This window comes from Paenibacillus sp. FSL H8-0260 (assembly GCF_045040625.1).
In the GTDB taxonomy this organism is placed as follows: Bacteria; Bacillota; Bacilli; order Paenibacillales; family Paenibacillaceae; genus Paenibacillus_AQ; species Paenibacillus_AQ odorifer.
Genome location: NZ_CP150298.1, coordinates 1538709 through 1564337 on the forward strand (window position 1 = coordinate 1538709; position 25629 = coordinate 1564337).

22 protein-coding genes are annotated in these 25629 nt (G+C 47.9%); 21 read left to right on the plus strand and 1 reads right to left on the minus strand.

Annotation, left to right across the window (positions count from 1 at the left end):
* Positions 1-116 precede the first annotated feature (116 nt).
* The 21 genes from MHI51_RS06735 (at position 117) to MHI51_RS06835 (ending at position 24076) form a co-directional block, all read left to right on the plus strand.
* Positions 117-1541 (plus strand): amidase family protein, encoded by a 1425-nt coding sequence (locus MHI51_RS06735; protein ID WP_405173704.1) that lies wholly within the window; start codon positions 117-119, stop codon positions 1539-1541.
* Between the two features lie 665 nt (positions 1542-2206).
* Positions 2207-2359 carry a hypothetical protein gene (locus tag MHI51_RS06740; RefSeq protein ID WP_179087005.1) on the plus strand — a complete coding sequence of 51 codons (153 nt, stop codon included), beginning with the start codon at positions 2207-2209 and terminating at the stop codon, positions 2357-2359.
* 93 nt (positions 2360-2452) lie between these two features.
* Positions 2453-2788 carry a hypothetical protein gene (locus tag MHI51_RS06745; RefSeq protein WP_143761899.1) on the plus strand — a complete coding sequence of 112 codons (336 nt, stop codon included), beginning with the start codon at positions 2453-2455 and terminating at the stop codon, positions 2786-2788.
* Positions 2789-3136: 348 nt separating this feature from the next.
* Entirely contained in the window at positions 3137-4732 is a 1596-nt protein-coding gene (locus MHI51_RS06750) for a PucR family transcriptional regulator (protein ID WP_076276666.1), read from the plus strand.
* Between the two features lie 74 nt (positions 4733-4806).
* Positions 4807-5931: an XdhC family protein gene (locus MHI51_RS06755; protein ID WP_076276665.1), complete on the plus strand. Its 1125-nt coding sequence runs from the start codon at positions 4807-4809 to the stop codon at positions 5929-5931.
* The gene (locus MHI51_RS06760) at positions 5873-6445 is read left to right on the plus strand and encodes an NTP transferase domain-containing protein (RefSeq protein WP_175617362.1); all 573 of its coding nucleotides are present in this window, start codon (positions 5873-5875) and stop codon (positions 6443-6445) included. Before MHI51_RS06755 ends, MHI51_RS06760 begins: the two co-directional genes overlap by 59 nt.
* A gap of 254 nt (positions 6446-6699) precedes the next feature.
* Complete coding sequence (locus tag MHI51_RS06765; RefSeq protein WP_036680038.1) at positions 6700-7860, plus strand: BMP family ABC transporter substrate-binding protein; 1161 nt, start codon at positions 6700-6702, stop codon at positions 7858-7860.
* A gap of 109 nt (positions 7861-7969) precedes the next feature.
* Positions 7970-9502, plus strand: coding sequence for an ABC transporter ATP-binding protein (locus MHI51_RS06770; RefSeq protein ID WP_405173705.1), 1533 nt, complete (start codon positions 7970-7972; stop codon positions 9500-9502).
* On the plus strand, positions 9499-10641 hold the full coding sequence (locus MHI51_RS06775; protein WP_076276663.1) for an ABC transporter permease: 1143 nt from the start codon (positions 9499-9501) through the stop codon (positions 10639-10641). Before MHI51_RS06770 ends, MHI51_RS06775 begins: the two co-directional genes overlap by 4 nt.
* Before the next feature lie 3 nt (positions 10642-10644).
* Positions 10645-11574 (plus strand): ABC transporter permease, encoded by a 930-nt coding sequence (locus MHI51_RS06780; protein WP_042185778.1) that lies wholly within the window; start codon positions 10645-10647, stop codon positions 11572-11574.
* Positions 11575-11632: 58 nt separating this feature from the next.
* Positions 11633-12532, plus strand: coding sequence for a xanthine dehydrogenase family protein subunit M (locus tag MHI51_RS06785; RefSeq protein ID WP_076276662.1), 900 nt, complete (start codon positions 11633-11635; stop codon positions 12530-12532).
* A gap of 34 nt (positions 12533-12566) precedes the next feature.
* Positions 12567-14861: a xanthine dehydrogenase subunit D gene (gene pucD, locus MHI51_RS06790; RefSeq protein WP_076276661.1), complete on the plus strand. Its 2295-nt coding sequence runs from the start codon at positions 12567-12569 to the stop codon at positions 14859-14861.
* A complete protein-coding gene (locus MHI51_RS06795; RefSeq protein ID WP_081387469.1) occupies positions 14848-15384 on the plus strand; it encodes a (2Fe-2S)-binding protein in 537 nt (178 codons plus the stop codon). Before pucD ends, MHI51_RS06795 begins: the two co-directional genes overlap by 14 nt.
* Positions 15385-15388: 4 nt before the next feature.
* Positions 15389-15901, plus strand: a complete 513-nt coding sequence (gene uraD, locus MHI51_RS06800; protein WP_076218310.1) for a 2-oxo-4-hydroxy-4-carboxy-5-ureidoimidazoline decarboxylase — start codon at positions 15389-15391, stop codon at positions 15899-15901.
* Between the two features lie 39 nt (positions 15902-15940).
* Complete coding sequence (pucL, locus tag MHI51_RS06805; protein WP_076218309.1) at positions 15941-16891, plus strand: factor-independent urate hydroxylase; 951 nt, start codon at positions 15941-15943, stop codon at positions 16889-16891.
* Positions 16891-17265, plus strand: a complete 375-nt coding sequence (gene uraH, locus MHI51_RS06810; protein WP_076125436.1) for a hydroxyisourate hydrolase — start codon at positions 16891-16893, stop codon at positions 17263-17265. The genes pucL and uraH overlap by 1 nt, the downstream gene beginning before the upstream one ends.
* 33 nt (positions 17266-17298) lie before the next feature.
* Positions 17299-18693 carry an allantoinase gene (locus tag MHI51_RS06815; protein ID WP_076218308.1) on the plus strand — a complete coding sequence of 465 codons (1395 nt, stop codon included), beginning with the start codon at positions 17299-17301 and terminating at the stop codon, positions 18691-18693.
* On the plus strand, positions 18690-19946 hold the full coding sequence (locus MHI51_RS06820) for a Zn-dependent hydrolase (protein WP_405173706.1): 1257 nt from the start codon (positions 18690-18692) through the stop codon (positions 19944-19946). The genes MHI51_RS06815 and MHI51_RS06820 overlap by 4 nt, the downstream gene beginning before the upstream one ends.
* A 34-nt stretch (positions 19947-19980) precedes the next feature.
* A complete protein-coding gene (locus MHI51_RS06825) occupies positions 19981-21213 on the plus strand; it encodes an alanine--glyoxylate aminotransferase family protein (RefSeq protein WP_076276658.1) in 1233 nt (410 codons plus the stop codon).
* A 234-nt stretch (positions 21214-21447) separates the two neighbouring features.
* Entirely contained in the window at positions 21448-23265 is a 1818-nt protein-coding gene (locus MHI51_RS06830; RefSeq protein ID WP_405174042.1) for an adenine deaminase, read from the plus strand.
* Between the two features lie 358 nt (positions 23266-23623).
* Positions 23624-24076 (plus strand): IDEAL domain-containing protein, encoded by a 453-nt coding sequence (locus MHI51_RS06835; RefSeq protein ID WP_076125508.1) that lies wholly within the window; start codon positions 23624-23626, stop codon positions 24074-24076.
* A 92-nt stretch (positions 24077-24168) separates the two neighbouring features.
* On the opposite strand, the gene hemH is transcribed toward MHI51_RS06835, so the two are convergent.
* Positions 24169-25182, minus strand: a complete 1014-nt coding sequence (gene hemH / locus MHI51_RS06840; protein ID WP_175617361.1) for a ferrochelatase — start codon at positions 25180-25182, stop codon at positions 24169-24171.
* Positions 25183-25629: the final 447 nt, after the last annotated feature.

The following is a 25629-nucleotide window of genomic DNA, read 5'->3' on the forward strand; positions in this document are numbered from 1 at the left end:
ATAGGAATGATGGAGCGGCCGGAAGGACTCTGAAGGAATCGTAGGAGAAAAGGTGACGGATACGAAAAGCTACTAGAGGGATTGTAATAGTAATGGTGAGGGGAGGAGGAGTAATTATGGTTTTGGATAATCGGTATGGTGCGTTTATAGATCCTGAGCTTACGGTTGAGAGTTTAGGTAGCGGGATATTGGATGGACTGACCTTTGCAGTAAAAGATGTATTCGCTGTAGCTGGACACAGCTCTTCTGCAGGTAATCCTGATTGGCTGCATAGCCACCATCCGTCCACGGAGCATGCGGTGGCTGTACATCGTTTACTGTTGTCGGGTGCTACACTTCGTGGTGCTGCCCATACGGATGAGCTGATGTATAGTCTGGGCGGCGAGAACCTTCATTTTGGAACGCCGATTAATCCGCGTGCTGTAGGTCGTATCCCGGGCGGATCTTCAAGTGGTTCGGCAGTAGCGGTAGCTTCTGGTAGTGTTGATTTTGCGCTCGGTACGGACACCGGTGGCTCAATTCGAGTACCTTCCTCCTATTGCGGAGTATATGGCTTTCGACCAACGCATGGAGCTGTAGATTTTCAAGGTGTTATTCCATTATCTCCGGCTTTTGATACCGTTGGCTGGATGTCAGATCGTTTGGATGTGCTCCAGAAGGTAGGGGAAGTGTTGCTTGTGGCTGGGAGTACATCTGTGAAGATGGCGAAGAAAATAGAAAGTAGTATAGAGGAAACTGTAGGGAAGAGCATAGAGAAGAATGTAATTAAAAATTTAGAGAACAACCTAGAGGGAGACATGGTGAAGACTGATGAAAATAATTTAGAAATGAGCCAGAAGGAAAGTGTAGAAATGATTTTGGAGAAGCGTATTGAGAAGAGTACGGAGGAAATTTTAGAGATCGGCCCGGAGAACAAGGTAAAAAAGAATATGGAAGACAAAAACACAATGGGTACTTTATTTGTTGCTACTGACTGCTGGGCTTTGGTTAATCTGGAGAATGCAGCTATTTTATCGGAGGGATTAAGGTGTTTGCGATCCGGGGCAGATCATCTCATGGAGATAGAGATTGCTTTGGAGGGTTTAAAGGTCTGGATGGATGTTTTTAGAGAATTGCAGGGGAATGAAATTTGGGAAACTCATGGCGCTTGGATTGAGAACGAGAAACCAGTCTTTGGACCTGATATTGCAGAGCGATTCTCGTGGGCTGCTAGTTTGGCGGAAGAGGATCATAGTGTTGCGAAATGTAAGCAAAAAGAGATTTCTAATCAGATGCGCTTGCTGCTAGGTGAGGACAATTGTCTTGTGATTCCGACAGTTCCGGGACCAGCGCCGCTGCGTGGAGGGGATTTGCGCCAATTGGAGGAGAATCGTAGCGGTGCGATGATGTTGAGTTGCATAGCAGGGTTGGCGGGTTTGCCTCAGGTAACAATACCTATGCTCTCCACAAGTGGATTGCCACTGGGATTATCCGTTATTGCCGGACATGGTCAGGATCTCCGGTTACTCTCTTGGGTGAATGAAGTGTGGCAGCAGTCCTGAGATGCTGGGTGCAGTGATCTTGAAAAAGTGATACTAAACAGATCGTAGCTACTGAACAACATAGCTTGATGATACTTTTCTAGTTACTGTTAACCGGTATTCCTCCATTACCCTCTTGGAATACACTCTTGGAATACACTCTTGGAATACACTCTAGGAGTACACTCTTGGAATACACTCTAGGAGTACACTCTAGGAATACACTCTAGGAATACACTCTTGGAATACACTTTTGGAATACACTCTAGGAATACACTCTAGAAATACACTCTAGGATTACATTCTAGCGATACACTCTAACGTCACACTCACTTATTCGTTCACAAATTAACGGAATACACATGTGATTTCCTCCTGCTCTTAGTTTTATTGACACCGGGGAGCCTTGTGGAGTTGCTTTTAATACTAAGATAGTTGGAGTTAGCTCAATAGTGGGGCAGTAGAGTGAAAAAGTTAAATTCAGCGCTCGATTATGTGGTGTAAGACCAGTGGAATTAAGTGAATACGTCGCTGGAGAGAAAAGAACGGTATAAATCCCGTAGAATCTAGGAAAGTGGCTTAAGTAACTAAAAAAGAACGGTATAAATCCCGTAGAATCTAGGAAAGTGGCTTAAGTAACTAAAAAGAACGGTATAAATCCCGTAGAATCTAGGAAAGTGGCTTAAGTGACTAAAAAGAACGGTATAAATCCCGTAGAAGTCGGGGAAGTGGCACAAGTAACTAAAAAGAACGGTATAAATCCCGTAGAAGTCGGGGAAGTGGCACAAGTAACTAAAAAGAACGGGATAAATCCCGTAGAATCTAGGAAAGTGGCTTAAGTAACTAAAAAGAACGGGATAAATCCCGTAGAATCTAGGTGAGTGGCTTAAGTAACTAAAAAGAACGGGATAAATCCCGTAGAATCTAGGTGAGTGGCTCAAGTAGCTAAAAAGAACGGTATAAATCCCGCAGAAGTCGGGGAAGTGGCACAAGTAACTAAAAAGAACGGGATAAATCCCTTAGAATGTGGCGAAGACGCCTATGTAGCTAAAAAAAGGGCAAAAGTGCCCTCCACCTCTACTGGCTGTAATGGATCTATAAGAGATAATACCTCTACCACAGTTGCTGCAGTGGGTGTATTATCTCTGCTCGTATGGATCTCCTCCACCGATCAATTCCCCGTCTTGCAGCGCTGGTGTGCCTGCGACTTCGATCCGATGGCCAATTCGAATGGTCCGAGAATACCCTCCTATCAACTCCCATGTTGAACCCGTAAAAAATTGATTTTTACTCGAAAGCCCTCTTCCAACTCCACCAACTCCACCAACTCCACCAACTCCACCAACTCCACCAACTCCACCAACTCCACCAACTCCACCTACTATTTTCCAATCCCTTTATACAGTTCGCATGAACGATATGAGCTAAAGTTCAATAATTCATAATTCATAATTCATAATTCATCATCCATGTTCATTTTGTGTTAAGTTTATTTACATTCAATCATGAAAATTTAACTTTCCTCTATTCAACACGGTTCATTTTAATTATAATGTTACATAAAATAACATTATAAATCAGAAATGGTTCTATTGATCCTAATAAGGAGGGGTGGCATGCATCTTACGGTTGAAGAAGCGTTGTCCATTTATCCTTTGTCCGAGGCGAAGCTTATCGCTGGGTCTAAAGGGAAACATCGAATTGTGAAGTCAATTAATGTGATGGATGCCCCCGATATTTCGGATTGGATCAAAGAAGGCGAGATGCTGCTAACGACAGCCTATTTGATAAAGGACAATATGGAGGAAGCCTCTGCCTTGCTGCAGACTTTAAATCGCCGGGGATCTTCGGCCTTGGGCATTAAGCTGGGGCGGTTTTGGGAAGAAGTACCAGAGCAACTGGTCGCAGAAGCGGAGAGTCTTAACTTCCCTCTAATCCAGCTGCCGTTCGAGTTTACTTTTTCGGATCAGATGAATGGTCTGTTTCGCGCCGAGCTTAGCCGCAGCACTCACGTTCTGCAGAGCATTATGGAGAAGCAGAAAAAGCTGATGCAATTCGCCTTAAGATCTGTCCGCAGCCGTCCGTTGTTTGACTCGGTGTCTGAAGTGATTGGCCATTCACTTGTGGTGGTTAGCGCACGGGGGGATGTGATCTACAACAACTCTGAATACCATCCTTCAGAGCTGCTGGAGGGGTGGCCATGGCAGAAACGGAATCAGCGCTTTCGTGTGGGAGATCATGTGAGCTACCGTACGCCACTTTTGCAAGGAGAGAAGTGTTCCGGATATCTATTGTTTTGTGCCATCGACCCTTTGTTGCTCCCAATGGAAGAAAGTTTGTTCGTTCAGGGAGCTGAACTTATTTCATATCATATTCATTCAGGATACGAAGATTATTTTGAACAGGCAGAACACAGGGAGTTTAGCGGATTGCTGAGACGTTGTTTGAGCGGTAATTTATCTTACACAGATTTGGCGCAGGCTGCTCTCGACTTGAAGATTGAGCTGCTTCAATCACCATTTTGTCTCTTATTGACCGATACAGCTGCGACTGGGGAAGAACGCCAAGGGGAGCTGCTCAGACTAAAAGAAGAATATCTTGAACATCCCGGGCTGCGGGAAGTAAAGGGAATTCATGTGATTATAGATCAAGGACTTTTGTCTATATATCCGGGAGATCGTCAGCGTCCTGAACAATTTCGGGATCTAATCCAGGTTTGTTTTGACAACATGAAGTTTGATAAGGGATATTATCCGCGAGCTGCGATAAGCAGTTGTAAAGCAAAGCCGGAGGGGCTGAAAGAGGCTTTTGCCGAGGTAAAGGATTGTATGGGAATGCTTCAGGGCGGGGGAGTAAAAGGGAGTGTTGTGCATTACCGGCAGCTTGAGCTTAACCTGCTACTCGGGCAAATTCCGGCAGAGGTTATGGAGAAATATTGTAATGAAAGTCTTAGAGGGTTGCTTAGCCGAGAACCGGAGTATGTCAGGGAAATGCTGCGGACGCTGGAAGTTTATCTAGAGAACGATGGTCATGTTAATGAGACGGCTAAGAAACTGTTTATTCATCGAAACACGGCTACCTACCGGATCGAGAAGCTTAGTGAGCTGCTGGACGTCGATTTTAAAAAAATAAATGATCTAATGAGGTTGAAGTTAGTATTCATGTTTCGGAGGATGCTCGGACGGGACTTAGGTGTGAGTTCTAAGGTCTGAGTTCTAAGGTCTAAGGTTTAAAGTCTAAGGTCTAAGTTCTGGGTTGAAATGCAAACACGGAGGAGGGGTACCTCGTGAATACACATGAGATCGCAATGCATATTCAAACCCATCAGGCGCCTGCGGTGCTGGCAACGCTGATAGAGGTGGAGGGACACTCGTATCGTAAAGCCGGAGCGGTGATGTTGTTTTTTGAAGGAGGTACGATTGGGAGCCTGAGTCCAGGTTGTCTGGAAAACGATCTGCAACTGCGAACTTCTGAAATCTGGGAACGAGGGCTGCCCGAAATTGTGGAATACAACATGCTGTCTCCGGATGATCTGTCCTGGGGTGAGGTTGTCGGCTGTGGAGGCAAAATCAAAGTAGTGCTTGAACCCGTGCAGGGTCAGCTCTACAAGCTTTTAGTGCAGGCGAGTGACAGATTGGCTAGGGGAGAAAAGCTAATTCTGTTCCGCGAAGCAGTGGAGAACGATTTTGCCTATAAGCTGGAGCTGGATCCAGACAATGAACTGCCGCAGAGCAAGAAACATCCGAAATTATCCCACTCGGCAAAAGAAAACCTGGCGGCAGGTCGCTTTATGGCCGCTCCAGCAGAATTGACAGCATTCCATACGTCTTTCGTGCCTAGACCGCGGCTTGTGATTTTTGGCGGGGGACGTGATGTGGTTCCAATTGCGGAACTTGCTGACAGAGTTGGCTTTCGGGTTGCGGTTGCGGATTGGCGCGAAGGAAGCTTGCACAATAAGTTTCCTCGAGCTGAACAAGTAATTTGTTCCCCTCTGGAGGTTGTTCAGCGATTGGGTGTAACTCGGGAGGATTATGTATTGATTTGCAGTCATCAACTTGGGCGGGATAGACAGTTCCTGGAGAGTGTGATTCCGCTTGCCCCTCTATATATAGGGATTATCGGTTCGAAGGCGCGAATATCTCTTTTACTGGAAGGGTTTGAGGCTCCTGCATCTTTGCATGCACCTGTAGGGTTGCCGATTGGAGGAGAAGGTCCGGAGGAGATTGCGGTCAGTATTATAGCAGAAATTATTCAAATTAGAAGGGTTGTCTCACGAGAGCTGCCCAAAGGAGCGGATAGTATTGAAGGTAGCAGGAATATATTTGGCAGCGGGGCAGAGCAGGCGGATGGGCGTGTCCAAGGTTTCACTGAAATTGTCGCAGGAGGTCTCCCTCGGGAGCGTCGCGCTTAGTGAATTGGATCGTTGCAATCTAGAACCGCTAATCGTGGTAGTGCGTGCGGATGATAACTTGGAATGGCTGCCACCCGCGATTGAACCGCAAGGCTCCAGACGTACCGAAACTTGCTTAACCGCACATCTGGGATTGTCTTTTTCATTGCGCTGCGGTCTTAATGCGGTATTACCTTTACAGCCCGATGCAGTAGTTGTGGCGCTTGCGGATCAACCATTTATTACTACAGCATTAGTGAATCGTCTAATACAAACGTTTGAACAATCTCCGGAGATGGACTATGTTGCTAGCGTCAGCAATGGGTCGGCTATGCCCCCGGCTTTGTTCTCGAAGACGTTGTTTCCAGCACTACAGGGATTAGATGGAGATCGAGGAGCGGCGGGGATATTGCGTTCACCTGATTATAAGGGGATTGTTCTGGAATCTGAGTCTGCCCATTATTTCATGGACGCAGATACAAAAGAAGATTTTGGTGAGATTCAGGAGCAATGGATTCTGAGAAATGGAAAGTGAAGTAAAGAATAGTCTGGAAAGTAATCTGAAAAGTAATCTGAAATAGTGTTCCTTTTCCAACTTCGGTCATATAATATGACACGTAACTCACCTTCCGAATACCAATTAGTGCATTACACACAAAAAAAGTTCTGATTCTTATATTCAAATACAAACGTATGTTATATAAATTTACGCCAAGGCCACCTCTAAGTATAGTAGAAGTACATTAATGGTTGCAGCCATGATGAGAGATGATTTGGAGGAGGAGAATTATGAAAAAAAGGGGTCAGTTCATAACATCTTGTCTTGCATTAATGGTTCTAATGACGGTGGCTTTGGTGGGGTGTGGCAGCAATAATAATACTTCTACAAATGCAACGGAGGCACCAGCGACAACTACAGCGGCAACAGAGGCAACTGCAACAACAGAACCGGCTGCAAAGAAACCGACGGTTGCTTTTGTTTATATCGGACCTCCAGGGGATGGCGGCTACACGTACCAACATGATCAAGGACGGCTGTATATGGAGAAGGAGCTGGGGATTAAAGCTGACTTTGTAGAAAATGTCCCTGAAAGTGCTGACGCCGAACGAATCATCACAGAGCTTGCGCAATCACACGACATCGTGTTTACAACGAGCTTCGGATATATGGATTTTACATTAAATGTAGCGGGCAAATTTCCCAACGTGAAGTTCCTGCATGCTTCGGGTTACAAAACCGCAGAGAACATGGGGACCTACTTCGGAAAGAACTATCAGGCCAGCTATCTGAGCGGCATAGCGGCAGGGAAAATGACCAAAAATAATCAGTTGGGTTATGTAGGGGCTTTTCCGATCAGCGAAGTGATCTATAACTTGAATGCTTTTACCCTTGGAGCACAAAGTGTCAATCCTGATGTAAAGGTGAATGTGGTATGGACGAATACATGGTATGACCCGACGACTGAACGTCAAGCGGCAATCAGCTTGCTGGATAAGGGTGCGGATGTGCTTTTGGCCTATCAGGATTCACCTGCAACCCTGCAGGCTGCTGCTGAACGAGGGGCTTTTGCCGGGGGAAATGACTCGGATATGAGCAAATACGCTCCGGACAATTATTTGACGAACCCGGTATGGAATTGGGGGCCGTATTACGTAAAAGCTGTGCAGGCAGTTATGGATGGAACCTGGAAGAGCGAGCAATATTCCGGTGATATGGCTGACGGTATGGTGGAGCTGGCTCCTTTCGGGAACAAGATCCCAGATGATGTGAAAAAGCTTGTCGAAGACGCCAAAGCCAAAATTATCAGTGGTGAGCTTGAGGTTTTCACAGGTCCGATCTCAGATAATCAAGGGAATGTGAAGGTTCAGGAGGGTCAGAAGCTGACCTTGGAGGAAGTGCTGGGCATGAACTGGCTCGTAAAAGGTGTGGAAGGAACTATCCCGCAATAATGTTTAAAAATAGGGAATAAGATGTGCACAATCTATGGGTGGGGCGGGTTCCGTTAAGCGGAAACTTCCCCACCCGTACTACAACTTGAAGGAAGGAGGGGTTCAGGCCATGCGGGGAACTTCAGTTGAAATGCGGGGGATTGTGAAAAAATTCGGCTCGGTAACCGCCAGTGATCAAGTCGACTTTTCGGCAAATGCGGGTGAGATTCATGCGTTGCTTGGGGAGAATGGGGCCGGGAAGAGCACGGTGATGAGCATGCTGTCAGGGGTGTACAGAGCAGATGAAGGAGAAATCTTCATTCATGGGAAAGGTGCTCAGATCCGTTCTCCTAAAGATGCTGCGCAGCTGGGTGTAGGTATGGTGTTTCAGAACTTTAGGCTGGTGCAAAGCCTCACAGCAGCAGAAAATATCGTGCTTGGCGAAAAGTCGTCTTTCTGGCGCGGCCGTAAGTGGATGAAGAACAAACGCGAGGAGATAGAGGCATTAGCGGAACGGTTTGGACTGAATTTCCCGGTGGATCGCCCGATCTGGCAGTTGTCCGTGGGTGAGCAGCAGCGTGTTGAAATCGTTAAGACGCTGTATCGCGGGGCTGACATTATTATTCTGGATGAACCAACCTCTGTATTGACCCCGGGAGAGGTGGAACAGCTATTTGAAACGCTGCGGGTCATGAAGCAGGCAGGAAAAACGGTCATTATGACTACTCATAAAATGAAAGAGGTTATGGCTTCCTCCGATCGGATTTCCGTCATGCGCAAAGGGAAAATGATCGCCACACTGACCACGGCAGATACAGATGAACTGGAGCTGGCTCGTCTGATGGTGGGCAAGGAAGTAACCATCACCCGTCAAGAACGGGAAGCCGCTGAAGGGGATTCTTTATTAGAAGTGAAAGATGTGGACGTATATGCCGATCACGGGCGAAAAGCACTGGATCACTTCTCTCTGAACGTATGTAAAGGGGAGATTGTAGGCGTAGCTGGGGTAGCTGGCAACGGGCAAAAGGAACTGGCTGAAGTGTTAACAGGTCTTAGAGGCTGGAAAAGTGGTGAAATCACGTTTGATGGAAAAACGGTGAAATCGGCTTCGGTTAGAGGGGCAATTGATTCAGGAATCTCCCACGTGCCGGAGAACCGGATGAAGAGCGGTTTAGCTGGACGCCTCGGATCGGTGGATAATCTTTTGTTTAAGTCTTACCGCACAGAGGAGCACTCCAAATTTGGTTTCTTGAAGTCCGCGAAGAACCGTTTGTGGTCACAGGAGCTGGTCCAGCGCTTTAACGTCAAAACACCTGAGCTGGAGACGCCAGTACAACAGTTGTCAGGTGGTAATCAGCAGAAGCTGCTCTTTGCACGTGAAATCAGTCATCGGCCTAAGCTGATGGTCGCCGTTCATCCGACACAAGGGCTGGATGTAGGTGCCACGGCTGGTGTTCACGACCTTCTTATGGAGTTGCGTGGTTCAGGTAGTGGCGTGTTGTTAATTTCGGAGGATTTAGATGAATTGCTTCAGTTGTCCGACCGGATTCTAGTGATCTATAACGGCTCAATTATTGGTGAGAGTACACATGAGGAAGCGAATCGAGAGAGCATCGGACTACTAATGGCTGGTATTCATAATAGAGAGGAGAGCGCCGTATGAGCCCGGAGAATGGAAGAAATACCGCAGCAGCTGTACTGGAACCCCTCCCCTCTCACTCCGGAAAACGATTCTCTCTACGTTTCGAATACGATGCCAGCCGCATCCGTTCTCCTTGGTGGACACCTATTGTATCTATAATTTTAGCGCTATTGTTGTGTGCCCTATTTATTGCGGCGAATGGCATGAATCCGGTGCTGGTCTATGAAAAAATGTTCCGTGGCGCATTTGGCACTGCGTATGGGCTCACGGAAACGATGGTTAAAGCGATCCCGCTACTCCTATGTGGGCTTGGGATTGCTGTGGCTTACCGCATTTCGGTATGGAATATTGGAGCAGAAGGCCAGTTAACCGTTGGGGCTATGGCGGCCACAGCGGTCACGATTTATTTTCCTGACTTACCTTCATTCTGGTCCCTGAGCTTAATGCTACTGTTCGGGATTGCCGCGGGTGCGCTTTGGGGACTATTGACTGCTATTCCGCGGACGCATTTTGGAGTGAATGAGCTAATCACTTCATTAATGCTGAATTATGTTGCCCTATTGGCGCTCGATTACGTGGTATTCGGACCTTGGAAAGATCCTAAAGGTTTTAATTTCCCGGGATCACCTATGTTTACTGCGGCTCAGTCGCTGCCTGTTCTCGGAAGTACAAGATTGCATATTGGATTGTTATTTGGACTTATCGCCGTTGTGATTTATTACTTAATGATTCGTTTTACCAAGTGGGGTTACGAGCTCCGTCTGATTGGGGCCAATCCTGTTGCAGCCAGATATGCGGGGATTCCTATCAAGCGCCATATTATTATCGTCATGCTGATCAGTGGGGGGCTCGCCGGGATCGCTGGCATGGCGGAGGTCTCCGGTGTTACACACAAGCTGATGCAGGGCATTTCACCGGGTTATGGATACACCGCCATTATTGTGGCTTGGTTGGCCAAATTGAATCCGCTCGGTCTAATCGTTACTTCTATTTTATTCGGTGGTTTAATTGTTGGCGGATATAGTGTTCAAACCATCGGGTTGCCCTCTTCAATTTCAGAAATGCTGCAGGGCTCCATCCTGTTTTTCTTGATTGCTGGCGATATGATCTATCGTTTCCGCATTCGCCGTAGCCGGGTTCAGCTGAAAGGGGGGAGATAGGCGATGGATTTTACAACACAGCTACTTATTGCCGCTATTTCCGCAGGGACCCCGCTGCTGCTGGCTACGCTGGGAGGCATTCTAAATGAACGAGCCGGCATTATACAGCTTGGGGCTGAAGGTCTGATGCTGATGGGAGCGGTCACCACTTGTATCGTGTATATTCGCTCCGGAAACCTGTTGCTGGCTCTGCTGGCTACCGTAGCTGTAACGGCTGTGCTTGGTTTGCTGCATTCTTTTCTCTGTGTGACCTTGCGGGCGAATCAAACGATGTCCGGTCTTGCGATGACCTTGTTCGGCAGTGGGTTGAGCGCTTATCTTGGTAAACCGATCAGCGGCATTCCTTTGCCGGGAACCTCCCCTAAGCTGCATCTGGCTTGGCTGGAAAATGTACCGTTCATCGGAAAAATATTCGGCAACATGGATTACCTAACCTGGTTCAGCCTGCTGCTAGTGCTTGCTTTGCATCTGCTAATTCACCGCACTTCATGGGGCCTGCATTTGCGGGCAGTCGGAGACAGTCCGGCTACCGCAGATGTGATGGGGATCCGTGTGCAGCTTATCCGCTACAGCTATGTGATCACCGGTGCTGCTCTCATCGGCCTGGCCGGAGCGGATATGGTATTGGCCTATGCGCCAACCTGGAATGAAGGGCTGACAGCCGGTCGAGGCTGGATTGCGGTAGGGCTAGTGATTTTTGCCAGATGGAATCCGCTGCGCGCCTTGTTCTGCGCTTACTTTTTTGGGGCATTGGATTCACTTGGCTTCCGCATTCAATTGCTGGGCAGTGCAGTTCCGCCCTATTTTCTCAAAATGATTCCGTACCTTGTGACCATTCTGGTCCTGATGTACCTGGGGTACCGCAATCGCAACAAACCATCCGGTACACCGGAGGCGCTCGGAGTTCCTTATATTCGGGAACAAAGGTTTTAAGGCAGGCTATACGAGAAGGGAAGCGGCAATCTGGTACTCAAAAAGGGAGGCGGAGTGTATGGGAGTTATACGGGAAGAGGATGGAAGACTACCTGAAGTAATTCAACCCCACAGCCTGCACGAAGCTTGGGAGAGAAAAACGGCGTTTGGAGACAGTTCCCGATATGTCGCAGGAGGAACATTGCTGAGAACAGGGTGGGAAAATGGAACGGATCATATGCCCAAACAGCTGATTGATCTTCGGCAAATCACAAATCTCGGCGACATTACCTTAACGGAATTTCACTTATCTCTGGGCGCTCTTGTTCCACTCTCCCAGTGCCGCAGTAATGAGCATTTGCAGGCCGTGGCTCCTGCGCTGCAAGAGGCTGCACGTTGCATAGCGGCTCCGTCGGTGCGTAATCTTGCCACGCTCGGGGGCAATATCGCTTCTGGCTTCGGAGATATTCTACCTGCGTTACTGGTCTATGACGCGGAGTTAATCTCCTTTGACGGCAAATTTATGACGGCACTACCTTTGATAGAGTGGCTAAACAATCACTGGAGCGGGATAAAACCTGCGGCAGATCTTGTGGCTGAGATTCGCATCTCACCTACTCGCTTAGAGAGTCCGTTAACGGATAGGCTAGAAATTTTTCGTAAGGTTGGCCGCAGGGAAGCGTTCACCCCTTCACTTGTAACGGTAGCAATCTCAGCATCAATCGATGAGGAACTCCGTTTCCGTGAGGTGCGTATCGCCGCAGGTGGGGGCTCTGGGCGGCCGCAGCGACTAAGTAGAGCTGAAGTTATGCTTGAAGGTGTGAGGTATACAGAGGAGCTGTTGGCTTCTTTATATGAAGAGGTTGAGAACAGCTTTGAGACGTATAGTGATCCCTTTGCAACAGAACTTTACAAGAAAAAGACTGCTGGGAATTTGGTTGTATCTGAGCTGTGGAAGGCTATGAATATACGGAGTTAAGAGGTGAATAACCCGACGAAAGGAGAGAGGGAAAATGCTGCTGAATAAGGAATCCAGCGGTAGCCGCTGGCGTACACGACGCGATGGAGAGGGCAAGGTATCCGGTAAGCTGCAGTATTTGACCGACATGAGGGCAGAAGGAATGTTGATCGGCCGCGTGCTCCGCAGTGAGCAGGCACATGCTCGTATTTTGTCCATACGCATTGAGAAGGCCGTTGAAGTCCCTGGTGTACACGCTGTAATTACTTATGAGGATGTGCCCGGACTTAACGGCTTTGGCATAGCTTTGCCGCATCAACCGGTATTTTGCAGTGACCGTGTGCGTTACACTGGCGATGCGATTGCGGCAGTCGCGGCAGAGACGGACGAAATTGCGGAATATGCCTTATCTCTTATCGAAGTGGATTATGAGCTTCTACCCTTACTTGAGAATCCGGAAGAGGCGATGAAAAAGGACGCAATTCTGCTGCATGCCGAGGGAAACGTGCTTCATCATACGGAATATCGGAAAGGGGAGCCGGAAAGGGTATTTACGGATTGCTGTCATGTGGTAGAGGAGACTTATTATACACCACGCCAAATGCACACCTATATGGAGACTGAAGGTGGACTGTTTATCCCAGAGGATAACGGACGGCTTACCGTATATTCAGCTACACAACATGGGTTGATGGATCGCCTGCAGCTATCCAGAATTCTGGCTATTCCTCAAGAAGATATTCGCGTCATCTCGAGTCCTATCGGCGGGTCCTTTGGAGGAAAAGACGAGCTGAATGTACAGCCATATGGAGCGCTGCTCGCCTTGCGGACACTCCGTCCGGTAAGACTGCATAATTCGAGAGCTGAATCGGTACGTGCAGGACTAAAACGCCATCCCATGAAAATCACCATGAAAACTGGCTGCGACCCCGAAGGAATCATCAGGGCACATCAGGTCAGAATTATTTCGGATACGGGAGCTTACGCAACACTGGGGGCGGAGGTGCTCAACTTCGCGACAGAACATGTGATGGGCCCCTATATCATCGATCATGTGGATGTGAAGGGTTTTGCTGTATATACCAATAACGGTGTATCTGGTGAATTTCGCGGTTTTGGCGGCAATCAGGCGATTTTTGCTTTGGAGGGACAAATCGATCGGTTGGCTGAGCGATTGCAGATCGATCCGTGGGAAATGCGCCGCCGCAATTTGCGTAAATATGGAGATCTGGGGCCGCTGGGTCAGGAAATTGCTCAGACCGATGGTGCCTTTCAGGTGTGGGAAGCGCTGGCGGGTTCGCCTCTTATGACTGAGGCCGCATCTACAGACAGTGATTCAGGTGTTGTGGAACCTTGGATCGTAACTGGAACGGGTGCTGCTATAGCTATGCATGGTGCAGGACTTGGCTATGGTATTCCCGATCCGGCGGGTGGCAGGCTCTCTTTGACGCTAGAGGGCAAAATTGAGGCGGTGTTTGGTTACGAGGAGTTTGGTCAGGGGTTAATCGCAACCATGGAACAAATGCTGATTGAACAGTTTGGCTTGGCGGCAGAGGATCTAAGCATCGTCATTGGCGATACGGATGTTGTGCCCGATAGCGGATCTAGTACGGCTTCCCGATCAACCAGCATGATGTGGATGGCCTTAAAACGGCTGCGTCCAGACTTCACCGCTCGAGTGCTGCAGGCAGCTGCGATGATAAAGCCAGAGCTGGATAACTATGAAATGAAGCTCGGCCCTGGCGGCATTTGGCTAAAAGACGGCGGTCTGCTTCTGACTTACAAGGACTTGGCACAGCGTATTTCAGAACCCATTGTCTGTAATACAAAGTTTACTTATCCAACGACACCCTTTAAAAGAGTGGGGGCACATTTCCTATACACCTATTCCGCAATCGCGGTCCGTGTGGAAGTTAATCTGCTTACAGGACGTGTTCGTGTACTGGACCAATATCATGCGGTAGCGGCGGGACCGGTGGCTAATCCGCAAGGTTATCTCGGGCAGATCGAAGGTGGCAGCAGTATGGCGGTAGGCTTCACTTTGTCCGAGGATGCTATGATGTCAGGCGGCAGCTATGTCACCAAAAATTTAGACACCTATTTGGTGCCGACCATTGCCGACATGAATGGCAGCATTCAGGTGCAGCCGATAGAGGATTTGCCGGATCATGACACGTACGGTCCTCGCGGCATTGGAGAGGTGGGTTCCGTCAATTTAGCTCCGGCAGTCGCGTCAGCCATATTTCAGGCTGTAGGGAAACGGGTAACCAAGCTGCCCATTGATCCCGAATGGCTGCAGTCTACACCGTTTATTCCACAAAAGGTGGTGAACATCCATGTCGAGCCATAATTCAGAAGCGAATCTAGATGAAGATAACCTTGACCCCTTATCGTCTGAGGAAGCCTTTGCAGAAGAGAGGTTCACCTTTAATTGCAATCTTAATGGCAAAGCGATATCCACGGAGATTCCACCCTCCCGCCGGCTTTTAAAGGTCATACGTGAAGATTTGGAGCTGACCGGCACAAAACGTTCTTGTGAGATTGGCCGCTGCGGGGCATGTATGGTGCTGGTGGATGGACGTCCAGTGAATTCATGTCTGGTCATGGCCTATCAATGCTCAGGTGCGGAAATTACAACGATTGAGGGTCTTAGTGAAGTAGGCCTGCATCCCGTTCAGCGGGCTTTTTTAGAAGAGGGGGGGTTCCAATGCGGTTATTGCACACCAGGGATGGTCATCTCGGTGGTTGCTCTGCTGGAAGAGAACCCGCATCCTACTCAGGCTGAAGTGGAAGAAGCTTTATCGGGTAACATTTGTCGCTGTACGGGGTACGGTGGTATTTTACGAGCTGTTAACAAAGCTATTGGAGGTTGAGTGGATGGTCGTTTCTGAAGGCAGGTTTACGTTGGAAGAGATAAATGCCATGAGTATAACGGATTTTGTGAAGCATCTAGGCGGCATTTTTGAACATTCACCGTGGGTAGCAGAGGAGGCTTATAAGCAGATTCCGTTCCATTCTTTAGAGCATTTGCACAGCACAATGATGCAGACCGTACTGAATGCTGACCGGAGCCGAATGGAGGGACTATTAAAAGCTCACCCGGATTTGGCGACTAGGCTTCAAGTTACGGCTTTATCTGCCTCTGAGCAGCAGGGAGCTGGACTGGATCGGTTAACAACGGAAGAGTTCAATCTATTAAATGATCTGAATCGAAAGTATACGGACAAATTTCATTTCCCTTTTATTCTAGCTGTTCGTGGCAAAAACAAAGAAGACATTATCAGCGCCATTGGAGTGCGAGTAGAGCGTTCCCCTCAGGAGGAATGGGTTCAAGCCTTTTCTGAAGTCGGTACAATTACGAGATTTCGCCTAAGTGATTTAATTATTTAATTATTCATTCATTCATCATAAACGGGGAGGGTGTCAGCCATGCTGGAACCAATTAACGGACGTACAATGTTTTATGGAAAAAGTGATGTGCTAACTTATCGTACCTATGCTAAACCGCTGGCCGTTACCCCCGTTCCCGAATCTTCCTTCACGGGCTGCGACAACATTATATTCGCACATAATATTACATTCGCAGTCACGGGCGAAGCGTTTCTTCCTTCTTTTTCAGAGGGGGATAATTCCATGGTTGTTGCTACCGATTCTATGAAAAATTTCATCCTGCGCAATACCGCGGACTACACTGGAAGCACAACGGAGGGGCTACTGCAGCTTCTAAGCAGCCGTTTTCTCGATAAATACGATCATGTCACCGCAGTTTCAGTTTCCGCAGACCGGTTACCTTTTGAACAGGTGATGGTGCCCGGGGTTGAGGGGCTTAAACAGAGTCATTTAGTACTGCGTCACTCCAATAATGAATCTTATTCGGCTTCGTTAACTATAAAACGTGGAGAGAATGGGACTGAGGTTATCGCTCATGAATGCCGATTGAAGGATTTACAGCTGATAAAAGTGAGTGGAAGCTCGTTTTATGGATTCGTCCGTGATGAGTATACAACATTGCCGGAGAGCTTTGACCGTCCGCTTTATATTTTTCTGAATATTAACTGGACCTACAGTGATGTTCAGCATGCTCTGGATGGAGATCTAGGCCAATATGTGGCATCGGAGCAGGTTCGCGATATCGCCCATAACGCTTTTCATGAGCTGAACAGTCCATCAATCCAATCGTTGATTTATCAAATTGGGCTGCGCGTATTGTCCCGTTTTCCACAGCTGGCTACCGTTTCATTTGAGTCCAATAACCGGACTTGGGAAACCATTGTTGAGCCTGAAGAAACTAAAGGTGGAGTCTTCACCGAACCTCGTCCACCCTATGGTTTTCAGGGCTTTTCTGTCAGCCGTGCAGATCTGGCCGGAGAGACAGCGTAATGAGCGGGCGTCTTACCACCCATGTGTTGGATCTGTCGCGGGGGATTCCTGCTACAGGTCTGACGCTTCAGCTCTGGAAGCTTACGGATGGGATGAGCAAGCTTCTGTGTGAAGAAGTCACGAACAGTGACGGGAGGCTGGATGCTCCGCTGTTGGAGGGAAACGAAATGGAGTCTGGATGTTACGAGCTGCTGTTTATGGTTGGCGATTACTACCGTAGAGCGGATGCCAAAGCGTCAGCAGACACTCAACGTGAGATGCCTTTTTTTCTAGAACAGATACCTATTCGCTTTCATATAGAGAGCTCCATGCAACACTACCATGTACCTTTGCTAGTAGCACCTGGTGGATATAGTACGTATCGGGGAAGTTAAGAGAAAGTTGACGACCGGAGGAGGTGGCAGCTCATGAAGGAATCCTATGAACTTGTGATTAAGAACGGGAATGTAGTGCTGCCCGATCAGGTACTCAAGCTGGATATTGCAGTATCAGAGGGTAAGATTGTCGCACTTGGAGAGGAACTTTCGCTTGCGCCGCTAACCAAAGTCATCGACGCAGAGGGGTTCTATGTGCTCCCCGGTATGATTGATATGCATGTCCACTTTAATGAACCAACGTTTGGACATTGGGAAGGCTTTCGCAGCGGTTCTGCGGCGTTGGCAGCTGGCGGCTGCACAACCTATGCAGATATGCCGCTTAACGGTAATCCACCTACTGTGAACGAGGCTGGGCTTCGTCAAAAGGTAGATGCTGCGGCTGGAAACTCTGCCGTTGATTATGTGCTGTGGGGTGGGCTCGTTCCCGGCAATCTGGATGATTTAGAAGTTTTGGCAGCCGCTGGCGTCACTGGGTTTAAAGCCTTTCTCTCCAATCCTGGAGGGGAGGGCGAAGGCAGATTCCGTGAAGTGGATGAGGATACACTCTATCAAGGGATGCAGCGAATCGCTTCTCTGGGCGGGATTCTGGCGCTGCATGCAGAAAGTGAGGCTATCACGGCGGTGTTGACCGCAGATGCAGTGCGAAATGGCAGAACCAGCGCAAGTGATTTTGCGGCTTGCCGCCCTGCTGAAGCAGAGCTGGAGGCAGTGTCCAGGGCGCTGCTGTACGGTGAACGTACGGGCTGCCGGTTGCATTTTGTTCATATCAGCACGGCCGCCGCCATTGAGAAAATCTATGAAGCTAAGCTTCGAGGTCTGGACGTTTCGGCCGAAACCTGTCCACATTATCTGGTCCTCACTGAAAATGATATGAAGGCTTTAGGCCCTGTGGCGAAGTGTGCGCCTCCGCTGCGAAGTGCGGTGGAGCAGGAGAAGTTATGGGAGATGCTGGCCCAAGGCAAAATCGATCTGATTGCTTCGGATCATTCCCCTTGTCCAACGGAATTGAAGGTGAAGCCGGACTTGTCTTTTTTTGCAGCTTGGGGTGGGATCTCGGGTGCGCAGAGCAGTCTGGAGCTTATGTTCCATGAAGGCGTGAATGTGCGGGGTTTGGATGTTACAATAATTTCCAGTCTACTTGCAGGGCAACCCGCAAAACGTTTTGGAATAGAGCATCGCAAAGGCGCTATAGCTCTAGGTCTAGATGCCGATTTAGTTCTGCTGAATCCAAATACAACCTATACGCTGACTGCGGAGGATTTATTGTATCGCCACAAGCACAGCCCCTACATCGGAAGAACTTTATCCTGCAAAGTAGTTGCTACGATCTGTCGCGGGAATGTGATCTATACCTCTGAAGAAGGAGTGATCAGTGAGGGAGGTGGACAGTGGCTGCGAATTAGGAAGGAGCAGTACAGCCTATGAATGATTCCAGAGTTCAAGCGTCGACTCAGAAACTGCTGGAGCTGCTGGAGGAGCTGGCGGCATTCAGCACACCTGGGCCAGGAGTTACTAGACTGCTATATACGGAGGAATGGAGCCGGGCGCAGATTTTTTTGCAGGAAAAAATGGCTGGGCTCGGCTTAGAAGTTTCCATAGACAAGGTTGGCAATGTATATGGACGATTGAGTGGATGCAATCCGCAGCAAAAGGTTATTTTAACCGGATCGCATATCGATACTGTAGTCAATGGCGGAAAATATGATGGTGCCTATGGGATCGCTGCGGCTATGATTGCGCTTCAAGATTTGCAGAGGAACTTTGGCCAGCCGCAGCGGACGCTTGAGGTCGTATCTTTTTGTGAAGAAGAAGGGAGCCGATTTCCGCTTGCTTATTGGGGTTCGGGCCATGTCACGGAAAGGTATGACGGAAGCGAGGCCGAGACCTGTATGGATGCAGAGGGCGTGACGTTAAAAGCAGCAATGGCACAATCCAGCTTCTTACAGGACATAACGGAGGAGAAAGCTTCTAAGCGGACTGGAGTCAGAAATGATATTGGTGCTTTTGTAGAACTGCACATCGAGCAGGGGATTATTCTGGAGAAGACAGACACTCAGTTAGGCGTAGTTCAGGGGATTGTTGGCCAGAGACGATATGTGGTCAAGGTCAGTGGTACTGCTAATCATGCGGGCACGACACCGATGTTTATGCGGCAGGATGCACTGGCTAGTGCGGTTGAAATGCTGTACGTGCTTGAAAGTTCTGCTAAAACGGCTGGTGAACCTCTTGTAGCAACCTCGGGTAAGCTTGAGGTGTATCCGAATACGCCAAATGTGATCCCGGGTGAGGTTCTTTTTACACTAGATATCCGCCATAGTGAAGAGGACGAACTGGAACGTTTCTGTGAGAAGCTTCTTGCGGAATGTAATGAAATTGCTGTTAAACGTGGGGTGATTCTTGAGGTTACATCCGTGCTCCACACAGTCCCTGCACCTATGGATACGAAGCTATCTGCAATGCTGGAAAATATCTGCCGCCAACAGGGGAAGACGTACCGCATGATGGTAAGTGGAGCGGGACATGACGCCCAGCTGTTTGCGCCGCGTTGCCCTACTGCGATGATATTTGTGCCAAGCCGAGCTGGCATCAGCCATTCTCCGGAAGAGTATACTTCCCCTGAGCAGCTCGTTGCTGGGCTTGAGGTTCTGACTGCGATGTTATATGAGTTAGCTTATTAAAAAGAGTTCGCCGAACTTTTAAGGGAGGATCATCATGAAGCGTTACGAAGATTTGTCGCCGTCCCAACGCTGTATTATGACTCCGGGTCCGGTCGAGGTAGATCCGCGTGTACTGCGGGCGATGTCTTTTCCGGTGCTGGGTCAGTTTGATCCAGAGTTCACCTCTATTATGAATGAAACGATGGAAATGCTGCGGGAGCTGTTTGCTACTTCTAATTCATGGGCTTACCCAATTGATGGTACCTCCCGTGCTGGAATTGAAGCCGTGATGGTTAGTTTGATCCTGCCGGGTGAGCGTGTGCTGATTCCGATCTTTGGCCGCTTCGGACATCTATTGCATGAGATTGCTGAAAGATGTGGCGCTGAGGTGTTCGTGTTGGAAAAGCCATGGGGGAGTGTGTTTGAGCCGGATGAAGTGATAGCAGCTATGGAGACTTTTAAGCCACATGTGGTGGCAATGGTTCACGGGGAGACCTCTACAGGACGTGTGCAGCCACTCGCGGAAATTGGTAGAGCTTGCCGCCGGATGGATACTTTATTCATAGTCGATGCAGTTGCAACCATTGGGGGCATTCCTGTCGAGACAGATGCTTGGATGTTGGATGCCGTCGTTGGCGGTACACAGAAATGCCTGTCCGTCCCTTCCGGAATGGCACCGATAACGTATAATGATCGTGCTGAAGCTAAGCTCATGACCCGAAAACGAGTAGAACGAGGGATTAGAGCAAGTGATGTCCAGCCAGGTGACTTATCTTTTGTCCGCAGCAATTATTTCGATCTCGGCATGCTTCAGGATTACTGGAGTCCACAACGTCTCAATCATCATACAGAGATGACCTCAATGCTTTATGCACTGCGGGAGGGCTTGCGGCTTACCCTTGAAGAAGGGCTGGATGCCAGATTCGCCAGACATATCCTCCATGAAAAAGCACTTGTAGCTGGATTAACAGCTATGGGTTTAGAACTATACGGGGATCCTTCCTGCAAGCTTACTGTTGTTACCTGTGTGCTGATCCCTGAGGGGATAGATGGGGAAGCTGTCCGTTCGCTGCTGCTGGGGCGGTTCGGAATTGAAATTGCCAGTTCTTTTGGACCGTTAAAGGGAAGGATCTGGCGCATCGGTACGATGGGTTTTAGCTGTCGTGAGAATAACGTGTTGCGGCTGCTTGGAGCGCTGGAAGCCGCATTACAGCGTCATGGATTTAAGGGGCCTTGCGGGTTTGGGGTTCAGGCAGCACTTGACGTATATGAGGCAAAAGTAAGATAATCGTTGGAATAGAGCGGATGGCGGGAGAGTAAAAACAGGGGCATGTCCGGATGGTTCGGACAATCTTTGGGAATAAGTAAACGGCTATCATCTACAGGGATGATTGAGCCGTTTTTTCTTACAAATACAGACCTGCGCAACTATATTATCCTAGGCTTAATAGTTAGGCAATCCTCTATGATTACGGATCTATTCACTACATCAAGACAACACTTGGATACTAACGGGGGAGAGATGAAGATGACAACTTTTACAAGAAAGCCTTTAGCGGATTGTGTACCTGAGCTTGTGGCTACGGCAAGAGGCGATAAACCGGCAACACTGGTAATTACAGGTGGAAAGCTGGTCAACGTATGCTCTGGTGAAATTCTAGAAGGAATGTCTGTTGGTGTTCAAGGTGGACGAATTGCTTATGTTGGTAAAGATGTGACACATATGATTGGCGAAGGAACGCAAGTTATTGATGCGAACGGCAAGTATATAGCTCCGGGATTGCTCGATGGCCACTGCCATATTGAGAGCACCCAGCTAACCGTTACTGAATTTTCCCGCGCTGTTCTGCCGCTTGGCACAACAGGTGGTTTCTTTGATGCACATGAGATTGCTAATGTATTCGGGCTGAAGGGTATTCAATTGATGCTGGATGAGATGCGGGGGACGCCGTTAGCTGCTTACATGCAGGTGGCTTCTTGTGTGCCTGCGGCAGGTGCGGAATTCGAGACAACGGGTGCCTCAATTGGTCCTGAAGAAGTTGCCGAAGCTTTTACGTGGGGCAAAGATGTGATTGCTCTGGGCGAAGTGATGAATTTCCCTGGCGTTGTTTACGGCGATGAGAAAATGCTTAGAGAGATTCAAGCTACGCTGCGGGCAGGCAGATTTGTTGACGGTCATTTCACATGGCCTTCCAGCGACTGGAGACTGCCAGTGTATGCTGCGGCAGGGGTGACTGGTGATCATGAGTGTGTTACAGCAGACGATGTGATTGAGCGCGTTCGACTGGGGATGTATGCCAAAATGCGCCGGGGCTCGGCTTGGCATGATGTTGCCAAGACCATCACCGCTCATACAGAGCGTGGACTTGATCCGCGTCGCATGATGCTGGTAACTGACGACCGCAGCTCGGAATCGTTACGGGACGAAGGTCATATGGATTTCGTTGTTCGCCATGCGATTGCTCAAGGCGTGAAGCCAGTAACAGCCTTCCAAATGGCAACTATTAATACGGCAGAGCGTTTTGGGTTGTCTCAGGATATCGGATCTATTACTCCAGGTTCTTTTGCGGATATTATTCTGCTGGACGGGAATTTGGCCGATGTTCGTGTGGTACTTACGATTGCTGCTGGTGTAGTCGTTGCCGAAAACGGTGTGATGACGGCAGAGCTTGCTAAATTCTCATATCCAGAGGAAGTTTTGGCTTCGGTTCATTTGCCACAGCGTCCTACCGCCGAAGATTTTATTATCGCGGCTCCAATTGAAACAGGTGAACTTACTACAAGAGTTATTAAAGTAAGAGAAAATCATGTGGAGACCATTGAACGTATGGTTTCGGTACCTGTAGTAGCAGGGCAGCTGGATGTAAATGCTGTAGAGGGTCTATGTAAAATCGCTGTGCTCGAACGGCATAAAGGAACAGGAAATAAATCAGTGGCTGTTGTGGAAGGTATCGGTTTTAAAGAACCGGCTGCTATCGCAATGACTGTTGCTCATGATAGTCATAATGTACTCGTCATCGGCAATGATAATGAGCTAATGGCCAAAGCTGCGAACGCGGTGGCGGACGCTCAGGGTGGGGTCGCCGTAATTACATCTAGTGGAGAAACGTTATTCCCGTTGGCCATTGCAGGCCTAATGTCTACAGAGCCATTTGAAATTGCTGCTGAGAAATCAGCTGCGATCAGTAAAGCGTTGTATGATGCCGGCTGTACTTTGAATTACGCGTTTATGACTTTATCGCTGCTTGCTTTGGCGGTTATCCCAACGTTACGTATCACAGATAAAGGACTCGTGCGGATTTCACCCGAGGGAATACAGTTAGTGCCATTGTTTGTTTAAGTAAATTAACTGAAGTATAATCCTAATGCAAAAAACTGTTCTGAGGTCGTAATGACCCTTCAGAACAGTTTTTTTTGTTTAAATATAAGAAAGCAAAAGCTTCACATGATGCGTAATCTTTATACATCTTATTGTAATGAACAATAATATTAAACAGATTTTTAGAGAATGAAACATTTTTCTGAGCGAAATCCTAAAAAAATATAAATAAAGCATAGTCAGGTGACGATAATAATGTTAAATTAGATAAAATTAAAGTGAATTAATGGAGTTAATTTTACATTAATGGCATATAAAGAATTATAGATAATGGCAGGTTTCGAATAACCCAACTAAGAGGGACGAGGTGCATGGAGAGATGATCAGACTAGAAACGCAAGATATTTTGAATATTAGCATGAAGCAGATTGCTACTATTTTTAAGATGAAGCCGCTTGAACTGAGATTTGTCACCGATTTTCAGGGTGAGAAATATCTCTTAACTAATGATAAGTTACACCTCAACAACCAGCAATATTGGGCAAAGGTTATGGAATGTGTCTTTGATGATCATGTTAGACCTGTGTTAATGTGTGAGGTATTATATTTCCTTCGTAATGAATTTCTGGAAAGTGACATTAAGTTATGTTTTTCTTATGATTACGCAGAGGATGGGAATGGCGCAGCTACAGCTACGGCTGAAGTATCCTTTAATGACTCAGCAGATTTACAGCCGAGTGAGATTGCCGAGCTGATTGATTTTGCGTTGACCTTGCAGGACAAGCAGTGGTTCCATGAACTGACTACGAAATATAAGCAGCTTACAGCATAAGTATCCTTTCGATTCTTCATGCTTAACAATTGATATAGCTAACCGTCTTGTCTGCAACAGAAATGATCTGTGGACAAGACGGTTTTTTTGATTTACCATCCTTGGGCGTTTTTTTCTACATGTTCAGCCAAAAAATCAAGCCAATCCTCATGGTCATTCAAACAGGGGATTGCCATAAATTCCTCTGCTTGTCCTCCACCAGCCTCGAATTGTTCTCGTCCTTCTATGGCTAGCTCATGCAGCGTTTCCAGACAATCGGTCACAAGACCCGGTGAAAAAATCAGAGGCTTACGTATTCCTCGTCCGGCAAGCTCTCCCAGAACATCCGCAGTAGAGGGTCCTACCCATTCTTCTCGTCCGAAACGTGATTGAAAACTAAGCTGCCAGCGTTCGGGCTCCCAATTCATAGCAGAAGCAAGAAGATGCGCGGTTTCCATACATTGCTGCGGGTAGGGATCGCCGGTATCCGCATACCGTTTGGGAATCCCATGGAAGGTCAGTACAAAATAATCAGGTTCTTTGCTCAGAATCTCCATTTGACGCAGTAGGTGTGACTTCAAGGCTGAAATATAACCGGGCTCATTATAGTAGGCATCAATAAATCTTAGAGCCGGAATCAGACGTTTAGTTACAGGTCCAGTGGAGCTTTGGCGACCTAAGGCTGCAAAGCTGGCCTGATCGAATACGGACGCGGTAGTCGTGGACGAATATTGCGGAAACAGCGGCACAATGATAATTCGGGTAACTCCGGCGGTGTCGAATTTCGCCATCGCTTGCTCCATGCTGGGTTCGCTATAAGCCAATCCAAGCTCTACCTGATACCGTGGACCCAGCAGTTCTTGTAATCCAGATTGCTGAGCTAAAGAGTGAAAGAGCAATGGTGATCCTTCGGTTGTCCATATTTGACTGTACAGCTCAGCGGACCGGCGTGGACGTGAACGCAGAATGACACCTCGCAGCAAAGGCTGCCACAGCAGAGGAGAATAATCTATGATTCGGCGATCTGATAAAAAACGTTTCAGATAAGGCCGTACAGCTTTTGCAGTTGGTGCAGTAGGGGTGCCGATTTGGGCGAGTATAACTCCAATAGGTGGCTGTTTGCTCAAAGCACAGAACTCCTTTCCCATATAAGAGATCGTTCTAAAATAGCATAGCTAGCCTTGAATGCACAGTTATTGAGATCACTTTGCGCGTATAAATTAAATTTAATCGCAAATAGTGATGTTTCTTATAGGGTGTGTGATTTTCGATACAGAAGAACCGCAGAAAGGTCTGGTAGTATCAAACCAGAAATTGATGGAAAACGGGTGTAAGTGTTTTTATAGTAACTTATGTGAATTATTTCACCTTTTATACGGCTTTGTGTTAAAAGGAAGAAATGAAATAGATTCAAGCTATTTTTTATTGAAAATCGAGCGTGTAAAGGCATGAGAGGGGGGATGAGTTCTTATGAAGAGAGAAGTTATGCTTCATAAGAAGAGAAGGGGCATCGTACGAAAAAGGTTTGGTTAACAAAAAGCTACATATCACTGGGGTTTGGTAAAGGAGAATTT